This is a genomic window from Marinicella gelatinilytica (assembly GCF_026410405.1).
Taxonomy (GTDB): domain Bacteria; phylum Pseudomonadota; class Gammaproteobacteria; order Xanthomonadales; family Marinicellaceae; genus Marinicella; species Marinicella gelatinilytica.
Map to the genome: position 1 here is coordinate 338,482 of NZ_JAPMLN010000001.1, position 16,019 is coordinate 354,500.

At 44.0% G+C, this 16,019-nt stretch carries 19 protein-coding genes; 14 read left to right on the forward strand and 5 right to left on the reverse strand.

From position 1 onward, the window contains the following. Positions 1-62: 62 nt before the first annotated feature. Positions 63-1,442: an FAD-binding oxidoreductase gene (locus OS173_RS01375; protein WP_267182480.1), complete on the reverse strand. Its 1,380-nt coding sequence runs from the start codon at positions 1,440-1,442 to the stop codon at positions 63-65. Positions 1,443-1,490: 48 nt separating this feature from the next. Here OS173_RS01375 and serA point away from each other — a divergent pair, with 48 nt between their 5' ends. Together serA and OS173_RS01385 are read left to right on the forward strand one after the other, a co-directional pair. Then, positions 1,491-2,723: a phosphoglycerate dehydrogenase gene (serA, locus tag OS173_RS01380; protein WP_267182481.1), complete on the forward strand. Its 1,233-nt coding sequence runs from the start codon at positions 1,491-1,493 to the stop codon at positions 2,721-2,723. 41 nt (positions 2,724-2,764) lie between these two features. Continuing rightward, the gene (locus OS173_RS01385; RefSeq protein ID WP_267182482.1) at positions 2,765-4,543 is read left to right on the forward strand and encodes a DUF885 domain-containing protein; all 1,779 of its coding nucleotides are present in this window, start codon (positions 2,765-2,767) and stop codon (positions 4,541-4,543) included. Between the two features lie 396 nt (positions 4,544-4,939). Here OS173_RS01385 and OS173_RS01390 read toward each other — a convergent pair whose 3' ends face one another. Further along, the gene (locus OS173_RS01390; RefSeq protein ID WP_267182483.1) at positions 4,940-5,146 is read right to left on the reverse strand and encodes a YgaP family membrane protein; all 207 of its coding nucleotides are present in this window, start codon (positions 5,144-5,146) and stop codon (positions 4,940-4,942) included. 123 nt (positions 5,147-5,269) lie between these two features. Between OS173_RS01390 and rnt the strand changes: the two genes are divergently transcribed. Continuing rightward, complete coding sequence (gene rnt, locus OS173_RS01395) at positions 5,270-5,884, forward strand: ribonuclease T (protein WP_267182484.1); 615 nt, start codon at positions 5,270-5,272, stop codon at positions 5,882-5,884. A 64-nt stretch (positions 5,885-5,948) separates the two neighbouring features. On the opposite strand, the gene OS173_RS01400 is transcribed toward rnt, so the two are convergent. Beyond that, positions 5,949-6,134 carry a hypothetical protein gene (locus OS173_RS01400; protein ID WP_267182485.1) on the reverse strand — a complete coding sequence of 62 codons (186 nt, stop codon included), beginning with the start codon at positions 6,132-6,134 and terminating at the stop codon, positions 5,949-5,951. A gap of 15 nt (positions 6,135-6,149) precedes the next feature. Further along, positions 6,150-6,791, reverse strand: a complete 642-nt coding sequence (locus OS173_RS01405) for a DUF2959 domain-containing protein (RefSeq protein WP_267182486.1) — start codon at positions 6,789-6,791, stop codon at positions 6,150-6,152. Between the two features lie 280 nt (positions 6,792-7,071). Between OS173_RS01405 and OS173_RS01410 the strand changes: the two genes are divergently transcribed. The 11 genes from OS173_RS01410 (at position 7,072) to OS173_RS01460 (ending at position 15,389) form a co-directional block, all read left to right on the forward strand. Further along, positions 7,072-7,992, forward strand: a complete 921-nt coding sequence (locus OS173_RS01410; RefSeq protein ID WP_267182487.1) for an ACP S-malonyltransferase — start codon at positions 7,072-7,074, stop codon at positions 7,990-7,992. Between the two features lie 64 nt (positions 7,993-8,056). Next, a complete protein-coding gene (locus OS173_RS01415; protein ID WP_267182488.1) occupies positions 8,057-8,995 on the forward strand; it encodes an SDR family oxidoreductase in 939 nt (312 codons plus the stop codon). Positions 8,996-9,006: 11 nt separating this feature from the next. Further along, a complete protein-coding gene (locus OS173_RS01420; protein ID WP_267182489.1) occupies positions 9,007-9,999 on the forward strand; it encodes a ketoacyl-ACP synthase III in 993 nt (330 codons plus the stop codon). Next, on the forward strand, positions 9,989-10,582 hold the full coding sequence (gene fabA / locus OS173_RS01425) for a bifunctional 3-hydroxydecanoyl-ACP dehydratase/trans-2-decenoyl-ACP isomerase (RefSeq protein WP_267182490.1): 594 nt from the start codon (positions 9,989-9,991) through the stop codon (positions 10,580-10,582). The genes OS173_RS01420 and fabA overlap by 11 nt, the downstream gene beginning before the upstream one ends. Continuing rightward, a complete protein-coding gene (locus tag OS173_RS01430; protein ID WP_267182491.1) occupies positions 10,579-11,040 on the forward strand; it encodes a 3-hydroxyacyl-ACP dehydratase FabZ family protein in 462 nt (153 codons plus the stop codon). The genes fabA and OS173_RS01430 overlap by 4 nt, the downstream gene beginning before the upstream one ends. After that, a complete protein-coding gene (locus OS173_RS01435) occupies positions 11,037-12,311 on the forward strand; it encodes a beta-ketoacyl-[acyl-carrier-protein] synthase family protein (protein WP_267182492.1) in 1,275 nt (424 codons plus the stop codon). The genes OS173_RS01430 and OS173_RS01435 overlap by 4 nt, the downstream gene beginning before the upstream one ends. A gap of 9 nt (positions 12,312-12,320) precedes the next feature. After that, positions 12,321-12,563, forward strand: a complete 243-nt coding sequence (locus tag OS173_RS01440; protein WP_267182493.1) for an acyl carrier protein — start codon at positions 12,321-12,323, stop codon at positions 12,561-12,563. A 60-nt stretch (positions 12,564-12,623) separates the two neighbouring features. Then, positions 12,624-13,376, forward strand: coding sequence for a 1-acyl-sn-glycerol-3-phosphate acyltransferase (locus OS173_RS01445; RefSeq protein WP_267182494.1), 753 nt, complete (start codon positions 12,624-12,626; stop codon positions 13,374-13,376). A 4-nt stretch (positions 13,377-13,380) separates the two neighbouring features. Beyond that, positions 13,381-14,031 (forward strand): 4'-phosphopantetheinyl transferase superfamily protein, encoded by a 651-nt coding sequence (locus tag OS173_RS01450; protein WP_267182495.1) that lies wholly within the window; start codon positions 13,381-13,383, stop codon positions 14,029-14,031. Between the two features lie 98 nt (positions 14,032-14,129). Continuing rightward, on the forward strand, positions 14,130-14,786 hold the full coding sequence (locus OS173_RS01455) for a hypothetical protein (RefSeq protein ID WP_267182496.1): 657 nt from the start codon (positions 14,130-14,132) through the stop codon (positions 14,784-14,786). A gap of 87 nt (positions 14,787-14,873) precedes the next feature. Further along, positions 14,874-15,389: a YkvA family protein gene (locus OS173_RS01460; RefSeq protein ID WP_267182497.1), complete on the forward strand. Its 516-nt coding sequence runs from the start codon at positions 14,874-14,876 to the stop codon at positions 15,387-15,389. 68 nt (positions 15,390-15,457) lie between these two features. Here the strand turns inward: OS173_RS01460 and OS173_RS01465 are convergent, their stop codons facing one another. Next, positions 15,458-15,709 carry a PLDc N-terminal domain-containing protein gene (locus OS173_RS01465; protein ID WP_267182498.1) on the reverse strand — a complete coding sequence of 84 codons (252 nt, stop codon included), beginning with the start codon at positions 15,707-15,709 and terminating at the stop codon, positions 15,458-15,460. Between the last annotated feature and the right edge of the window lie 310 nt (positions 15,710-16,019).

Here is a 16,019-nt window from a genome sequence, read left to right on the forward strand (position 1 = left end):
TTGATTGGTTTTTGTTAGCCAAAGACTGTGAATCGAATGTCGTTCATCATGAAAATAGAATTTCAATCAATGACCTTACCCGGATTTAAAATGCCTTGTGGATCAAAACTGTGTTTGATGGCTTTTAATAAGTTGATTTCAGAGCCTGATTTTGAATACTTGAGGTACGGTTTTTTCAATAAACCGACACCATGTTCCGCAGAAATGCTGCCGCCTAAAGATTCAATCAGTCCATAGACATGGTCATTCACGGATTCACACTGTTGTTTAAAGTCAGCCACCGATAAATCTTCGGGTTTTAAAATATTTAAATGCAAATTACCATCGCCGATATGCCCAAACCAGATGGTTTCAAAATCCGGATATTCTTTCATTAAGAGCGTATCAAGCCGTTGCATAAAATCTGTCACCTGTGAAATTGTCACAGAAATGTCATTTTTGTAGGGTGTGAATTCGGCAATCGACTCGGATATACCTTCGCGGTATTGCCACAACTGCCCGGCTTGTTCGAGACTTTGCGCAATAATACCATCGGTGATATGCCCCTGTGCTAATCCCTGTTCAAAAATCGCCATGGCCGCGGTTTCATCTTCATCAAATTCCAACAAAACATAAAAAGGATGGATGGCATCGAACGGATTCGTTAAGCCACGATGTGACATCACCCGGTGCAATGCTCGGTCTGAAAAGAACTCAAAGGAAGACAGTTGTAGCTGACTTTGTGCTGTTGTAAACGTGGCCATCACCGCAGCCAGGTCTGACAAGGATAACAACATCACCATTTGTGGCGGCGGTGGTTGTATTAATTTAATCTCAGCGGCAACAATAATCCCCAAAATGCCTTCTGAGCCAATCATTAAGTGCCGCAAATCCGGGCCGGTGGCGTTTTTGACCAGGCCCTTGTTTAACTGTAATAAGCCGCCATCCGCGGTGACCACCGTTAAACCCATGACATAATCCCGGGTTAAGCCATAACGCAGTACCTTGATGCCACCGGCATTGGTGGCAATATTTCCACCGATGTGACTGGAACCGGCCGAAGCAAAATCCACCGGATACATTAAACCCTGCTCTTCGGCAAAAATTTGTAACTGCTCGGTAATCACACCGGCACCGACTGTCACAGTTCGGTCAACGGCATTAAATTCACCGATCTGATTTAATCGCACCAGTGAAATCACCCACTCACCGCACGTTGCCACGGCACCGGCACTGTACCCGGTGCGCCCGCCAGAGGGCACCACCGGTTGCTCATGGGCATGCGCCACCTGCATAATGGTTTGCACCTGTTCAATGTTATCGGGATAAAAAATAACCGATGGCTTGGGGTCGTGAAAACGGGTCCAGTCCTGACCAAAATGGTATAAATCCGCAGGCTTTGTGGAATGGGCAATGGTCGACAGGTCATCTTTTAATAAATTGGCCAGTTTATCCGGTGACATTTTGTTAAAATCCTCGCATTCATAGTGGTAAACAAGTGCAAACAGAATATGACCAAATTATCTCTAAGTAAAGAAAAAATCAAAGTGGTTTTACTGGAAGGCGTTCATCCTGAAGCCGAACAGCTTTTTCGCCGTGACGGTTACAGCCAGATTGTCACTGTGGACAGTACACCGGCGGACGATGAACTCCATGAAACCATCTGTGATGCCCATATTCTCGGCATCCGTTCCCGTACCCAGTTAAGCGGAGTTAATTTAGATGCCTGTGACAAATTGATGGCAGTCGGGACATTCTGTATTGGCACCAATCAGGTGGATTTAGACTCCTGTAAAGCCCGCGGCATACCGGTCTTCAATGCCCCCTTTTCAAACACCCGCAGTGTCGCTGAACTGGTCTTGGGCGAGATTATTTTGTTGCTGCGCGGCATTCCTGAAAAAAATGCCAAAGCCCATCGCGGTGTATGGCAAAAATCCGCAGTTCGTTCCCATGAAACCCGTGGCAAAACCCTGGGTATTGTCGGTTACGGTCACATTGGTTCACAACTCGGTGTATTGGCAGAAGCCCTGGGTATGCATGTGCTGTTTTATGACATTGAAAATAAGCTGCCTTTGGGCAATTGCCGCGCCGTGGCCAGTTTAGACAAGTTATTACCGCAAGTGGATGTGCTGTCTTTGCATGTGCCGGCCACTGAATTGACTGAAAATATGATTAGCGCACGGGAATTGGCTTTACTGCCGGCCGGCGCCCATGTGGTTAATGCCGCCCGTGGTAATATTATTGTGATTGATGATCTGGTGGATGCCCTGCGTTCAGAACACATCGCCGGCGCGGCCATTGATGTTTTTCCACAAGAGCCGGCCAGTAATGCCGATGCCTTTAACTCGCCATTGACTGAATTTGATCAGGTCATGTTAACACCGCATATCGGCGGCTCCACGCAGGAAGCGCAACTCAATATTGCCAATGAAGTGGCCGATAAACTCATTAAATACTCCAACAACGGTTCCACGTCTTCGGCGGTCAATTTTCCTGAAGTCTCCCTACCCAATCTACATCCCGATTTAACCCGTGTCATGCATATTCATGAAAACAAACCCGGCATGCTGGAAAAAATCAACCAGGCTTTTGCCCGTGAAAATATGAATGTGGCCGCCATGTATCTTCAAACAGCCGGCGAAGTGGGTTATGTTATTATGGATGTACAATGCGATTCTTCTGAGGGAATTGTACAACAACTGAAAGACATCTCCGGCACCATTCGGGTGCGCGTTTTGCATTAACAGAGACGACACTAACTGAAATTACATTCAAAGAGATAACGATGCGATTATTATTTATATTACTGTCAACATTCAGCCTATTTCAGGCACAGGCAAAAGATGCCACAACCGAATTTAATCAGGTTTTGGATAACATCCAGGAAACCCAAAAAAAACACTGGCCGCAAACAGCCGCTTATTACGGTGATGAATCAAAAGCCGGTGAACTGAATGATGTCTCCGCACAGCATTATAGAAAAGTGCGTGCTGATTTAGCCCTGTTAAAGCAGGCTCTGAGTGCCGTTAACCCCGACAAACTCAGTTTTCAGGAACAAATTTCCCGACAGATGCAATTGGATAATTTACAACAACAAATTGCAGACATTGACTTTAAAGAGTACCAAATCCCGATTAATTCAGAAAGCTCTTTCCATGTGGGCTTGGCCACCATGCACCGTTATTTAAGCTTTAAGAATCAACAAGACTATGATAACTATATCAGTCGTTTAAAGCAGGTTCCTCGGGTTGTTGATCAACACATCAGAAATCTGAGTGATGGTTTAAAAAGAGGCTTTACCCAACCCAAAATCATCTTAGAACATTACCCTGAATTTATTGATGCCTATATCGAAGACGATGTCAGCCAATCCGGTTTTTATCAACCTTTTTTACAAAAGCCGACACAACTCACAGACCAGCAATTTAAAAACTACCAACTACACGCACAAAAACTGATTAAAGAGCACGTTAACCCGAGCTATCAGCGTTTTAAAGACTTTATGGTCAATACCTACTTACCACAAACCCGCACTGAGATTGGTGCCTATCAATTGCCTGATGGTAAAAGTTATTACCAACAACAAATCAAAGAATACACCACCTTGGATTTAACACCCCAAGAAATCCATGACATCGGTTTGAAAGAGGTCAAGCGCATCCGTGCTGAAATGGAAGCTATTATCGAATCACTGATTGAACAAGGTGAATTTACCCCGAAAACCGATGACCGCTTTGCTGAATTTATTCAGTTTTTACGCACCGACACGCGATTTTACCCAAAAACAGCCGAGGAATTGCTGAAAGAAGCGTCTTATATCGCTAAGCAAATGGACGGTCAATTACCGAAATTATTCAATAAGCTACCACGTCAACCCTACACCGTTAAACCGGTTCCTGCAGCGTTTGCCCCAAACTACACCACCGGCCGTTATTCCGGTGCACCCATTGATTCCACCCGTTCTGGTGAGTATTGGGTCAACACCTATGCCCTGGATAAACGGCCCTTATACAACCTGGAAGCGCTGACTTTTCATGAAGCAGTGCCCGGCCATCATTTACAGAACGCCTTAACGCAGGAATTGGATAATTTACCCGAATTTCGCCGCCGTGGTTATATCTCGGCCTTTGGTGAAGGCTGGGGCCTGTATTGTGAAAAACTGGCCAAAGAAGTCGGCTTTTACAAAGACCCCTATTCAGACTTTGGTCGTCTGACTTATGAAATGTGGCGTGCCATGCGGCTGGTGGTAGATACCGGTATGCATGCCATGGGCATGAGTCGGGAAGAAGCCATTAACCTAATGGCTGATAACACCGCGCTTTCAAAGCATAATGTCCGCACCGAAATCGATCGTTATATTGGTTGGCCGGCTCAGGCCCTGTCCTATAAACTCGGCGAAATTAAAATTTGGGAATTGCGCCACAAAGCCGAACAAGCCCTTGGCTCTGACTTTGACTTACGTGATTTTCATGACACGGTTCTCTCCGGCGGCGCCGTGCCTTTAGACGTGTTAGAACAGATGATTGACCGTTATATTAAACAATCACAAGAATCATCTATTTAACCTCCTTTGTGGTTGTCTTTGTATAACCACAGAGGTCACAGAGGTTTTCACTAAGGGCACAAAGTGGTTAAACCCAGATTATCGTCACCCTCGGACGCAGATCCGAGGGTCTCAAAACGATAACAAAAATATTTGCTCATTGAATAAATTTTCAAACGACTTTCTCAAAGACGCTGGTTACCGGCCTTCGCCGGTACGACGTTGAAATGCTTCGCATCAACACCTTGTCTTTGTGTACTTTGTGTGATCTTAGTGCCCTCTGTGGTTATCCATTATTTATAAACCTCAAATATACAAAGCCGGTAAAACCCGGATTATCGTCACCCTCGGACGCAGATCCGAGGGTCTCAGCACAATTTAGACCTGGTCAGTTAACGTACGTCATACTCACTCATGTCACTCCTTCACACCGGCGGCTTTTAAAATTTTCGCCAGGGGACAAAAGCCGGTAAAGCTCGACTGAAACAGGTTAAAACCAACAAAAACCGCAATCCATAACCAGGTAGGCTTTAATAAATTAACATCACCTGTGATGTGTGCAAGCAATAAGCTAACCAAAACAAATAAACCAGCTAAACGCTGAATCCAACGATTAATATTCATGATACAACCTCAATAAGTAGTTCATGACATTATAAATTAGATTCGTTTTATATGCAATTTATTTAAAGTTTGAATTATTAACAAGCCTGTTACAATAGCGCTTTATTCTACAAATCAAAAACAATGAGTTTAATTAAAAATCGTTTTCGCGGATTTTTACCGGTGGTTGTGGATGTTGAAACCGGTGGTTTTAATAATCAAACCGATGCCTTATTAGAAATTGCTGCAGTGATTCTTGATATGGATGATGATGGACTGATTAAACCCATTGAAACCATTAATGCCTATGTCGAGCCATTTGAAGGTTCTCACATTGACCCAAAATCTTTGGAAATAACAGGCATCGATTTAAACCACCCATTACGACAGGCTTTGGATGAAAAAGCCGCATTGGGTAAAATATTTTCACCGGTACGAAAAATGATAAAAGCCACCGGTTGTAGTCGTGCTGTTCTGGTTGGACATAATGCCCATTTCGATTTAGGCTTTGTCCATGCTGCCGCTGAACGCGCAGGGATTAAACGCAATCCTTTTCATCCGTTTAGTTGTTTTGATACGGTTACTTTAGGCGCTCTGGCCTACGGTCAGACCGTATTAGCAAGAGCCGTACAAGCCGCCGGTATCGAATGGGATAGCAATCAGGCTCATTCAGCCCTTTACGACACCGAAAAAACCGCTGAACTGTTCTGTAAAATCATCAACGGCTCACACCAAACTGGATTATATAAAGCCAACTAAAATCCATTAAACTGATAGCTCAGAAGTTTAAACTTCAATTAGTTCTGATTTATTCAATATAACTTCAGAATTTTTCTTTTTTGTTTAATGTTTTTAAAATCTCTGCCTGAATGGTTGCCATTTGTTGCTGAGATTGTGCAATCGAGCGCAATGAAGTGACCACGCTGTATAAAGACCACAGCAATAAAAAGAAAAAACCCAAATAAACAAGTGTTGTTAAAAAAAATATAACAGGTTCTGATAATGACATAATTGAACTCCTGACTTATTCTTTACTCATTGAACTAATAAAGGTGTTGGCTTCATTGATCGAACGTTCCATTTCCGCCACCAAACCGGCGACATCGGTTTTGATGCTGATGTATTCTTGTTGCAATGCTGAAACAGCACGGGCATTGAGGTTATGCTTTAAATACAAAACCTGATCCTGGAATACCGCCAGTACCGGTGGAATTTTGGCCTGCGCACGACGCATGGCACGAATTAGTTTTTGATATTCTTGTCGGGTATTTCGCAGTTGCTGGGCACTGTCACGTTTCATTTTGGCATTACTGTAATCATCAAGCTCTTCTTGCCACTCTGCAAATAAATCATCAGCCACTTTTTCAATGGCATCAATGCGTTCATCGAGGTCTTCAGTTGCCGCGACACTGTCATCATATTCTGACTGTAAACGCTTATAAATTTTCTCCAAAGAACCACCGTCGTAATTGACCACAGACGCAAATTGCTCCAGCGCTGAATTAAATTGCTCTTTGGTGTCTTCCTGACTGTCTCTGGCCTCTTCCACCCGATCCACCAGGATATCACGCTTATAGACACCAAATTTTTCCATGGTGTTGTAATAAGCCGGAGAACAAGCGCTTAGAAACGCCATAATTATGATTGTGATTAATGCCTTTTTCATTGCAAATATTTTGATTGAAGTACTGTCAGTATAACTAAATTTTCAGCAAAACAAAAACCCATGACACGCCAACGGGTGAATTGTAAACTTTGATTTAATCTTTTTATAACAGAGTAAGCAATGAGCGCTTAAGCACCGCAGTATGTCATTAAAAATTAAAAAATAGTCCTTATATATCATACGTTTGTTTGATTTTTAATGTGCCCAAATAACAAGATATGGCTTGAAACCCACCGCAAAAATCCCCATAATTCAAGCCTCTTTATTACTAACTAAAAACATGAGTTTTAATGCGGTCGTATTTCCCGGTCAAGGTGCCCAGAAAAATGGCATGGCCAAAGATTTTATCGAAACCTATTCAGAATCATCCGATATATTCTCTACAGCCAATCAAATTCTGCCCTTTGATGTTTATGACATCTGTCATGAAGACAATGAGTTGTTAAACCAGACCAACTACACCCAACCCTGTATCCTGACCGCAGAAATCGCCATGTTTCAGGCACTTAAAGCACACCATCAGTTAAATGCTGATTACTTTGCCGGTCATTCATTGGGCGAATATGCGGCCCTGGTGGCTGCCGAGGTGTTGCCTTTTGAGTCCGCATTAAAAATTGTCGCACGTCGCGGTGAATTGATGAATCAGGCCGATGATCAAGGTGCCATGGCTGCCATTATTATGGACAATATCGACCTGGACGCCATCGGTGCCATCGCTGATCGACATAACATTGATATTGCCAATGATAATTCTGCCCAACAGGTGGTGTTAAGTGGTCGCCAAGGTGACCTGGATAAAACGATTGAAGCCTTAACAAATCAATTCGACGGCCAATCCTTTCGGGCTGTGCCATTGACGGTCAGTGCGGCTTTTCATTCTCGCTATATGGCGCCGGTCGAAAAGGAATTTTATACCTTTCTGCAAGATCACCTTGATGACATCAATGAGAGTAATTTACCCAAAGTAGCTTCCAATTACCTCGGGGACTTTTATCAGGCCGATAAACAGCAACTGATTGAATCATTGGCCAAACAAATCAGCGGCACCGTCAAATGGCGTGATAACATGAACCTGTTAAAAGACCGTCAGATTCTGGAATTAGGCCCGAATCGCCCGTTACGCGGCTTCTTCAAAACCATTGGTGTTGATATTACTTCGGTGATTAATCTAAAAAGCGCGCAAAAAGCATTTAACCAATAATTTACGGCATGCACTTATAATCTAAGTCATTACTTTTATTTAATTCTTTTGTCGGGGACAACAAATGAATATGTTTAACAAAGACCATTGGGCGCTTATCTTAGGCGGTTCCAGCGGTTTTGGTCTGGCCAGTGCCAAAAAACTGAGCCAACAAGGTATGAACATCTGTATTGTTCATCGTGATCGCCGTGGTGCCATGGAACAAATCAACAAGGATTTTGATGACATTAAAAACACCGGCGTGCAGTTTAGTAGTTTCAATGTGGATGCCTTGAGTGAATCCGGCATGGATCAAGTGCTGGCAGGCTTAACAGAGGCTCTGGGCGAACAAGGTAAAATCCGGGTGTTATTACATTCCATTGCCTTTGGAAATTTAAAACTCATTGCGCCGCAAGAAAAACCGGACAATAAAATCAACGTTGTTGAAAAATTAGCAGCCAAACTGGGCATCGATGCCAGTAAAATTAATGAGGCTGTTGCGGATTTAATGGTTGATGATGTGGCTGAGGTTTTTCCCTTAGAAACACCCGAGTACAGCGACATGCTGATTGAAGATGAAGACATGGCCCGCACCATTTACAGCATGGGCACCAGTATGCTGACCTGGACGCAAAAACTATCCCAACAAAAACTTTTTGCCGATGATGCCCGTGTTTTGGGCTTAACCAGTGAAGGTAACACCGTGGCCTGGCGTGGTTATGCCGCCGTGTCGGCCGCTAAAGTGGCACTGGAATCGGTGTCCCGCTCAATTGCCGTTGAATTCGCACCACAAGGTATTCGCTCGAATATTATTCAAGCCGGCGTCACCGACACCAAGGCGTTACAAGCCATCCCCGGCAGTGCCCGCATGAAATCCGTGGCCCGTATGAAAAACCCGTTTAAACGCCTGACCACGCCTGAAGATGTTGCCGATGTGGTGTTCTTATTGTCCCGTGATGAAGCGCAGTGGATTAACGGCGCCCTCATTCGTGCCGATGGCGGCGAACAAATTGCCTCATTTTAAACGGATTTAATATGCTATACATCCACGGTGCCGGTCACTACCATCCTGCTAATGTTATTGACAATGCCTATCTGGAATCCCTGGGCATCGAGACTACCCACGAATGGATTATCGAACGTGTTGGCATAAAAAAACGCCACACGGTGATGGATTTAGATAATCTTAAACAAACCAAAAACCAAAGAATTGGTGAAACCAAAGTCAATGAAAGCAGTGCTGAAATGGGTGCCAAAGCCATCGATATGGCTTTAAAACGTGCCGGCCTAAACAAAGCAGACATTGGTATGGTGATTTCAGCCACCTGCGCACCGGCTTATTCACTACCGGCCAACGCCAGTGTCATCGCTGCTGAAGCCGGTATTGATGCTTTTACCGTGGATATTACCTCGGCCTGCTCCAGTTTTGCCTCACATGTACATTTTCTCAATCACATGCATGAAGATGCGATGCCTGATTATGTGTTGTCTGTGATTCCCGAAAGCTGGACAACAACAACCGACTTCAGTGATCGACGCACAGCCGTGTTGATAGGTGATGGTGCAGCGGCGGTGGTGTTTTCGAAAAAACACAAAGCAACCATGCGTGTAACAAATACCTGCATGACATCTGATCCGACCGGTTGGGATAAAGTACAAACCAAAACCGGTGCACATTTTTATCAGGACGGCCTGTCGGTACAAAAGTTTGCCATTAAAAAAACGGTGGCCAGCTTTAAACATTTACAGGAACAAACAACGCAGGCACTGAGCGATCATTATTTTATCAGCCACCAAGCCAATTTAACCATGTTGCAATCGGTCTGTAAAAAACTGGGTATTCAACCAGACAAACATTTATACAATGTCGATGAGTATGGCAACTGCGGTGCCGCCGGCGCGCCTTCAGTCCTCTCCCAGAACTGGGATTTATTTCAGGACGGTGACATGATTACCTTAATCGTGGTGGGTGCCGGACTCACCTGGGGTGGTATGACCATTACCGTTGGAGAAACGCATGAAGCTTAAGTATCAGGATTTTTTACAACGCACGTCATTCAGCAAACAAGAGTTGCTGGCTTACTCCTGGGGTGATTTAATCGAAGACCCGCCCATTGAGGGCTGTGGTTTATTGCCCTCACCGCCGATGTTGATGTTCGACCGCATTACTGAAATTTCTCACAAAGGCAAGCGCGGCCGGATTGTCGCAGAACAGGACATTGCTCTCGATGATTGGTTTTTCCAATGTCATTTTCGTCAGGATCCGGTGCAACCGGGCTGTCTTGGTGTTGATGCGGTGTGGCAACTGATCGGCTTTTACGCCATTATCCGTGGCGGCAAAGGTGCCGGTCGGGCCTTGGGTGCCGGCGGTATTGAGTTTTTTGGGCAAATTAGGCCACATAACAAGATTGTCCGCTATGAGATTGATATTAAACGTTTTTCCAACATGGCTGCTCAGGATGCCGCGATCGCCATTGGTTCGGCCAAAGTGTTTGTTGATGATCAGGAAATCTATACCATTAACGACGCCAAGGCCGGTATCTTTAAAAATATTCAATACCGCGACTACCCCCATGAAAGTGAACAGTCACTCGGAGGCCAATTGACATGAGCCAAGCATTAAGTCATCAACAAATTTTAGACCTGGTGCCTCAACAAGCACCCTTTCGTTTTATCGACGACATCGTCTCGGTTAATGAAGACGGTATTGTCGGTCAATACACCTTTAAGGAAGACGAGTCTTTTTACGCCGGCCACTTTCCCGGCCAACCGGTGACCCCGGGTGTCATTTTATTGGAAGCCATGGCACAAACCGGCGTGGTTGCGTTCGGCTTGTATTTACTGTCTTTACAGCTTGAACAATCAGAACTGGATCGCTGGCTGACGCTATTCAGTGATGCTGAAGTTGAATTCAGCCGTCCGGTTTATCCCGGAGAACTCGTCACCATCACCGCCGAAAAGGTTTTTTGGCGGCGCATGAAACTAAAAGCCAAAGTCACCATGCACAACAGTGCCAATGAATTGGTGGCCAGTTGTGTTATTTCAGGTATGGGAGTCCCGAAACAATGAATAAACAAAATGAACGTGTTGTCATCACCGGTATGGGTGTGGTGGCACCCAACGGAAACGGTCTGGAAGATTTTGAACAAGCCTTACGAAACGGTGTTTCCGGTATTAAGCACCATGCACATCTGGCGGAATCCAATTTCGCCTGTCAGGTGGGTGGCATTCCGCAACATATCGATGAACTTAAACATGACTATTTAACCGATGAAGCCCTTATGGCCATGAATGAAGCCATGATTTTTGGTGCCATTGCTGCCATAGATTGCTGGCGTGATGCCGGCTTAGCGGAACCCGGGGATGAACCGGACTGGGACACCGGCGCCATTATCGGCACCGGTATCAGCGGCCTCGACACCATTGGCCAAAAGATTATTCCACTGACCGATGCCGGTAAAGTCAAACGCCTGGGCTCCACCATGGTGGAACAAGTTATGGCCAGTGCCAGCAGTGCCAATATTGGCGGGCTGTTGGCTTTGGGCGGTCAGGTCACCACCAATTCCAGTGCCTGTACCACCGGCACCGAAGCCATTGCCAACGGCTACCACAGTATTCAAACCGGTCGGGTGAAAAGAATGTTGGTCGGCGGCACCGAAGGTGCTTCTAAATACAGCTGGGCCGGATTTGACGCCATGCGGGTATTGGCGCGCGGTTACAATGACAACCCGGAACAGGCTTCTCGACCGATGAGTGCCTCGGCAGTTGGTTTTGTACCCGGCTCAGGGGCCGGCTTATTGATGTTGGAATCATTAAGCAGTGCTCAGGCACGCGGGGCCCGAATCTATGCCGAAGTGATTGGTGTGGATGTTAACTGCGGTGGCCAAAGAAATGGTGGCAGCACCACCTTCCCGAATCCAACCGGTGTGCAACGCTGTATTCAAACCGCATTAAAACACGCCGGTATCAAAGGTACTGAGGTGGATTTAATCAACGGCCATTTAACCGCCACCATGGCCGACCCGTATGAAGTGGCTAACTGGCAGCAGGCTTTGGCCTGTGACCCGGCCGATTTTCCGAAAATAAATTCCACCAAATCCCTGATTGGCCATGCGTTAGGTGCAGCCGGTGGTCTCGAATGTATCGCATCGGTGTTACAATTAAGCCACGGTTTTGTCCACGGTTCATTAAATTGTGAAGATCTGCACCCGGATCTGCAGCCGTATGCTGACAGTGTGGTCCACAAAACCCAAGCAAGCGATGCCCAAATTTTAGCCAAAGCCAGTTTTGGTTTTGGTGATGTTAACGCCTGTGCTATTTTTAAAAAATTTAACCCTTGAGGAACGACCATGAGTAACGATGTATTTGAACAAGTGAAAGAAATTGTTTCACCCTATTGTAAAAACAAAGAAGCTTTAGAGTCTGCCACCGCAGACACCAGCTTTTTAGAAGATCTGGCCATTAACTCGGCCCGTCTGGTTGATATCGTTATCGACTTTGAAGACGAGTTTGATATCGAAGTCAGTGATGAAGAAGCCGATAAAATCCGAACCATCGGTGATGCCGTCACGGTTATTAACGCCAAAACCTAAATCTGAATCATCGCGATGCCTTACTAATAGCCCTTATTGGTAAGGCATCCGCATGCCGGCATGAAACTTCCCAAAAAACAACGGTGGCCACTGGCCGTACAAAAAGCCATTGCCTTTATGTGCTTGCCTGTGCTTTATTTTTTGGTGGTGCTGTGGATGAAATACATCCAAAATTACCGCATTAAAGACATTAAATCAATTCGTCGCCGGTTTAAGGACATTGTGCAACAAAACGGCACCGGCTTACTGATTTGCCCCAACCACCTCACCTATATTGACTCCTTATTATTGGCCTGGGCGTTTGCTTCTCTGGGTTCTTATATGGCCAATTTCCGCACCTTTTGCTGGAACCTGCCCAATGCACGGAATGTGCAAGAAAGCCTCTTATATCGCGTCATATGCTACCTCGGGAAATGTATATTAATTGATGAAGACCCACAAAAGGCCAAGCAAACCATGCACAAAGCCGCCTATTTGTTGCATCATGGCCAATATGTCATGATTTTCCCAGAAGGCCGGCGCAGTAAAACCGGTCGTGTTGACACTGAAAATTATGTTTATGGTGTAGGTAAACTGCACATGGACAGCCACTTAACCGAGGTTTTGTGTGTTTATTTACGGGGTGAGCATCAGCAAAGCGCCTCAAAAATGCCCGCCAAAGGCGAGCGATTTAACGTTAATATGCAGCTGCAAACCATTGATAATGAACAACAAGGACGACGCGCCATGCGAACAGCGGCCAATCAAATCATCACCACCTTAGAACAAATGGAAGATCATTACTTTGCCACAGCCAACGACCAGGCCGGGTAATACCATGTTAGGTAACGATGTTGTTGATTTCCACATCGATGAGCAAAAATATAACAACCCACGATTTATAAACCGGATATTAACCCGGCAAGAACAACACCATTTAAAACAATCGACCAACCCAAATCGTTTTCTGTGGAGTCTCTGGGCTGCCAAAGAAGCCGCTTATAAAGCTTTGCAAAGAAACAATACAGAGTTGATTTTCTCACCCGTTACTTTGACGGTTTCGGAAACCACGTTACAGCAACTGTTGTTACATGATATTCATGAAACCCTTTATGGTCAGGTTCAGTATCAAGAACATCATATTAACCTCAAATTTGAATGGCCGAAGGCTACTGTGGTTCACTGTCTGGCCTTAACACACTCTCAAGTAAGCAAATGGTACTCAATTAAAAGTAAAGCCCGCTACGTCAATAATTTGACGTCATATCAACAACAATCCCAAGCTGTGCGAGAATTGGCTCAAGAATTACTACAACAACATCACATCAATGCCAAAATTTCCAGACCCATTATTACAATGAACGGTTATCAAAAATCTGGCCCGCCGATTCTCACGGACAACACCAGTGGTCAAGTATTGCCACACATCATAAGTTTGTCCCATGATAACCAGTATTTAGCCGCCGCGGTATACCTCAAACAGACATAAACCATTTGCCCTTAGTCAACAGTTTGTCATGAAATGGACATTTTGTTACAGTATTTGTATCATAGAGATTTATATAAAGGCTTAAAACACTTCATATTATGAAAATTTTATGGATAACCTGTCTGCTGATTTTACAAGGTGTGGCCATTGCTGAATACGGTTTACACTTTGATGACAGTGGCAACATCATAAAACCGGATCAATATTACTTAGCCAAAGGCATCAAAGACGATAAAGATGGCTTCAAAAAATCCGCACAAAAACATTTCTTAAAAGCCGCAGAATACGGTAATCAATATGCCATGTCGCTGATTGCTTTATATCACATGCAAGATGAAAATTATGTTGCTTCAATGGCCTGGTTCAAACTACTGGATTTAAAACAAATCCCTAACAGTGATTTTCTAAAAGCCATTATGAGTAATCTGGAAAAAGTCAGTGGACCCGAACAGATTAAAGCAGCAGAAACTTTAAAAGACAAATTAAAAGAGACCTATGGCAACTACCCCACTCTGCTCAAACGCGAGGCCTGGAAAAACAATTTAAAGTTTACCGGTACTCGTATCAAAGGCCACATTCCCCTGTTTCTCACCATTCAGCTAAATTCCGGCATGGTCGTCACCGGCCACGAAGTCCGCAGACAAGTGGATAACTTTATTTATGAATATCAATTTGATTTTGGCCAAGGGAATGTCACTTTAGATGACATAGAATTGATTGATACCGAAGCAGAAAATCGAGAACAACCTGAATAAGTATTCGACCCATCAAACGTGACTTCCGGCAGATTCAATGCAAGCCACCTTTCGCTATAATAATTATTTTAGCAACGGTGAACACACATGAATACAGTATCCATTCAAATAGACGCACAAGTTAAAACACATTTTAATCATTTAATTTCTGAAAAAAATGATTGTTTGAGTAACATTGAACTGACAAAAGCATCTGAAAAAATCAATCATATCAGGGTAACGAACAAAGACCCCTACATTCTTGAACAAATGGCCGGTTTGGAGTCTATGATTGCTATGGTTGATGATAATACGTGGACAGTCAGTTCTGAAAACGCCAAGTTAATTAATGCCACGATTCGGTATGTCGCCAACGACAGTGACTTGATTCCCGATCACATTCCGGGCATTGGCTACCTTGATGATTGTATTGTCATAGATAACACTTTAGATGCAGTCGAACAAGAGCTGAGTGAATTTAAAGATTTCAGCCGTACTCGTATGGTATATGCCAAAAATAAACAATTCACTTTAAGTGACTGGCATAAAATTAAAGACCAGGAAACCGCCAGTCGTATTAGAAACCGACGCCAAAAACGTTCGCGACTAACTCAACAGTGGTAAATAAATTTTTCGATTAAAAAAAGGCCGTCTATTTAATAAATAAACGGCCTTTTTAGATTTTAAAAAAGTTATTTTCGACCTAACAGGTAATACAAAATCAAACCGATTAAAGGCAAGAATAAAATCACTAAAACCCACAGTAATTTTTCACCGGCGGACTTACCGGAGCTAAGAATTTCGACAATGGCAATAATATCCAAAATCAAAATAATTAAACCAATAATGCCACCACCCCAACCATATCCAAAAAACGGATCAGCCAGCGCCAAGGTACTAAAAGAAAGTAACACAAGAACTGCTAAAATTTGTTTTAATTTCATTGTTTTCCTCCAAAGAATTGAATAATTATTATACTTTAATCCCCTAAAAATAACAAAGACGCCTTTAAAGGCGTCTTTGTTGCATTAAATTCTCATTAAAAGAGCTTTTTACCGGCCTTTTTTTCCTTTTTCTCGTTACGTTTTTCCTTTAATGTTTTTTCAGGCTTTTTTTTCCTCAATTCGGATAATAAGTGCAATTTCCTGAGGAGGTCGGTTAACTGGTATAGTTACTGATTTTTCTCACCAAAAGGAAAATGCAATATGAGCTATAAACAGTTAACCGAAACAGAACGATATCAGATTTACAGGC

Excerpts from the sequence above, each read along its gene's own strand:
- OS173_RS01375 (WP_267182480.1), bottom strand. The coding sequence starts at position 1,442 with ATGTCACCGGATAAACTGGCCAATTTATTAAAAGATGACCTGTCGACC.
- serA (WP_267182481.1), top strand. The coding sequence starts at position 1,491 with ATGACCAAATTATCTCTAAGTAAAGAAAAAATCAAAGTGGTTTTACTG.
- OS173_RS01385 (WP_267182482.1), top strand. The coding sequence starts at position 2,765 with ATGCGATTATTATTTATATTACTGTCAACATTCAGCCTATTTCAGGCA.
- OS173_RS01390 (WP_267182483.1), bottom strand. The coding sequence starts at position 5,146 with ATGAATATTAATCGTTGGATTCAGCGTTTAGCTGGTTTATTTGTTTTG.
- rnt (WP_267182484.1), top strand. The coding sequence starts at position 5,270 with ATGAGTTTAATTAAAAATCGTTTTCGCGGATTTTTACCGGTGGTTGTG.
- OS173_RS01400 (WP_267182485.1), bottom strand. The coding sequence starts at position 6,134 with ATGTCATTATCAGAACCTGTTATATTTTTTTTAACAACACTTGTTTAT.
- OS173_RS01405 (WP_267182486.1), bottom strand. The coding sequence starts at position 6,791 with ATGAAAAAGGCATTAATCACAATCATAATTATGGCGTTTCTAAGCGCT.
- OS173_RS01410 (WP_267182487.1), top strand. The coding sequence starts at position 7,072 with ATGAGTTTTAATGCGGTCGTATTTCCCGGTCAAGGTGCCCAGAAAAAT.
- OS173_RS01415 (WP_267182488.1), top strand. The coding sequence starts at position 8,057 with ATGAATATGTTTAACAAAGACCATTGGGCGCTTATCTTAGGCGGTTCC.
- OS173_RS01420 (WP_267182489.1), top strand. The coding sequence starts at position 9,007 with ATGCTATACATCCACGGTGCCGGTCACTACCATCCTGCTAATGTTATT.
- fabA (WP_267182490.1), top strand. The coding sequence starts at position 9,989 with ATGAAGCTTAAGTATCAGGATTTTTTACAACGCACGTCATTCAGCAAA.
- OS173_RS01430 (WP_267182491.1), top strand. The coding sequence starts at position 10,579 with ATGAGCCAAGCATTAAGTCATCAACAAATTTTAGACCTGGTGCCTCAA.
- OS173_RS01435 (WP_267182492.1), top strand. The coding sequence starts at position 11,037 with ATGAATAAACAAAATGAACGTGTTGTCATCACCGGTATGGGTGTGGTG.
- OS173_RS01440 (WP_267182493.1), top strand. The coding sequence starts at position 12,321 with ATGAGTAACGATGTATTTGAACAAGTGAAAGAAATTGTTTCACCCTAT.
- OS173_RS01445 (WP_267182494.1), top strand. The coding sequence starts at position 12,624 with ATGAAACTTCCCAAAAAACAACGGTGGCCACTGGCCGTACAAAAAGCC.
- OS173_RS01450 (WP_267182495.1), top strand. The coding sequence starts at position 13,381 with ATGTTAGGTAACGATGTTGTTGATTTCCACATCGATGAGCAAAAATAT.
- OS173_RS01455 (WP_267182496.1), top strand. The coding sequence starts at position 14,130 with ATGAAAATTTTATGGATAACCTGTCTGCTGATTTTACAAGGTGTGGCC.
- OS173_RS01460 (WP_267182497.1), top strand. The coding sequence starts at position 14,874 with ATGAATACAGTATCCATTCAAATAGACGCACAAGTTAAAACACATTTT.
- OS173_RS01465 (WP_267182498.1), bottom strand. The coding sequence starts at position 15,709 with ATGAAATTAAAACAAATTTTAGCAGTTCTTGTGTTACTTTCTTTTAGT.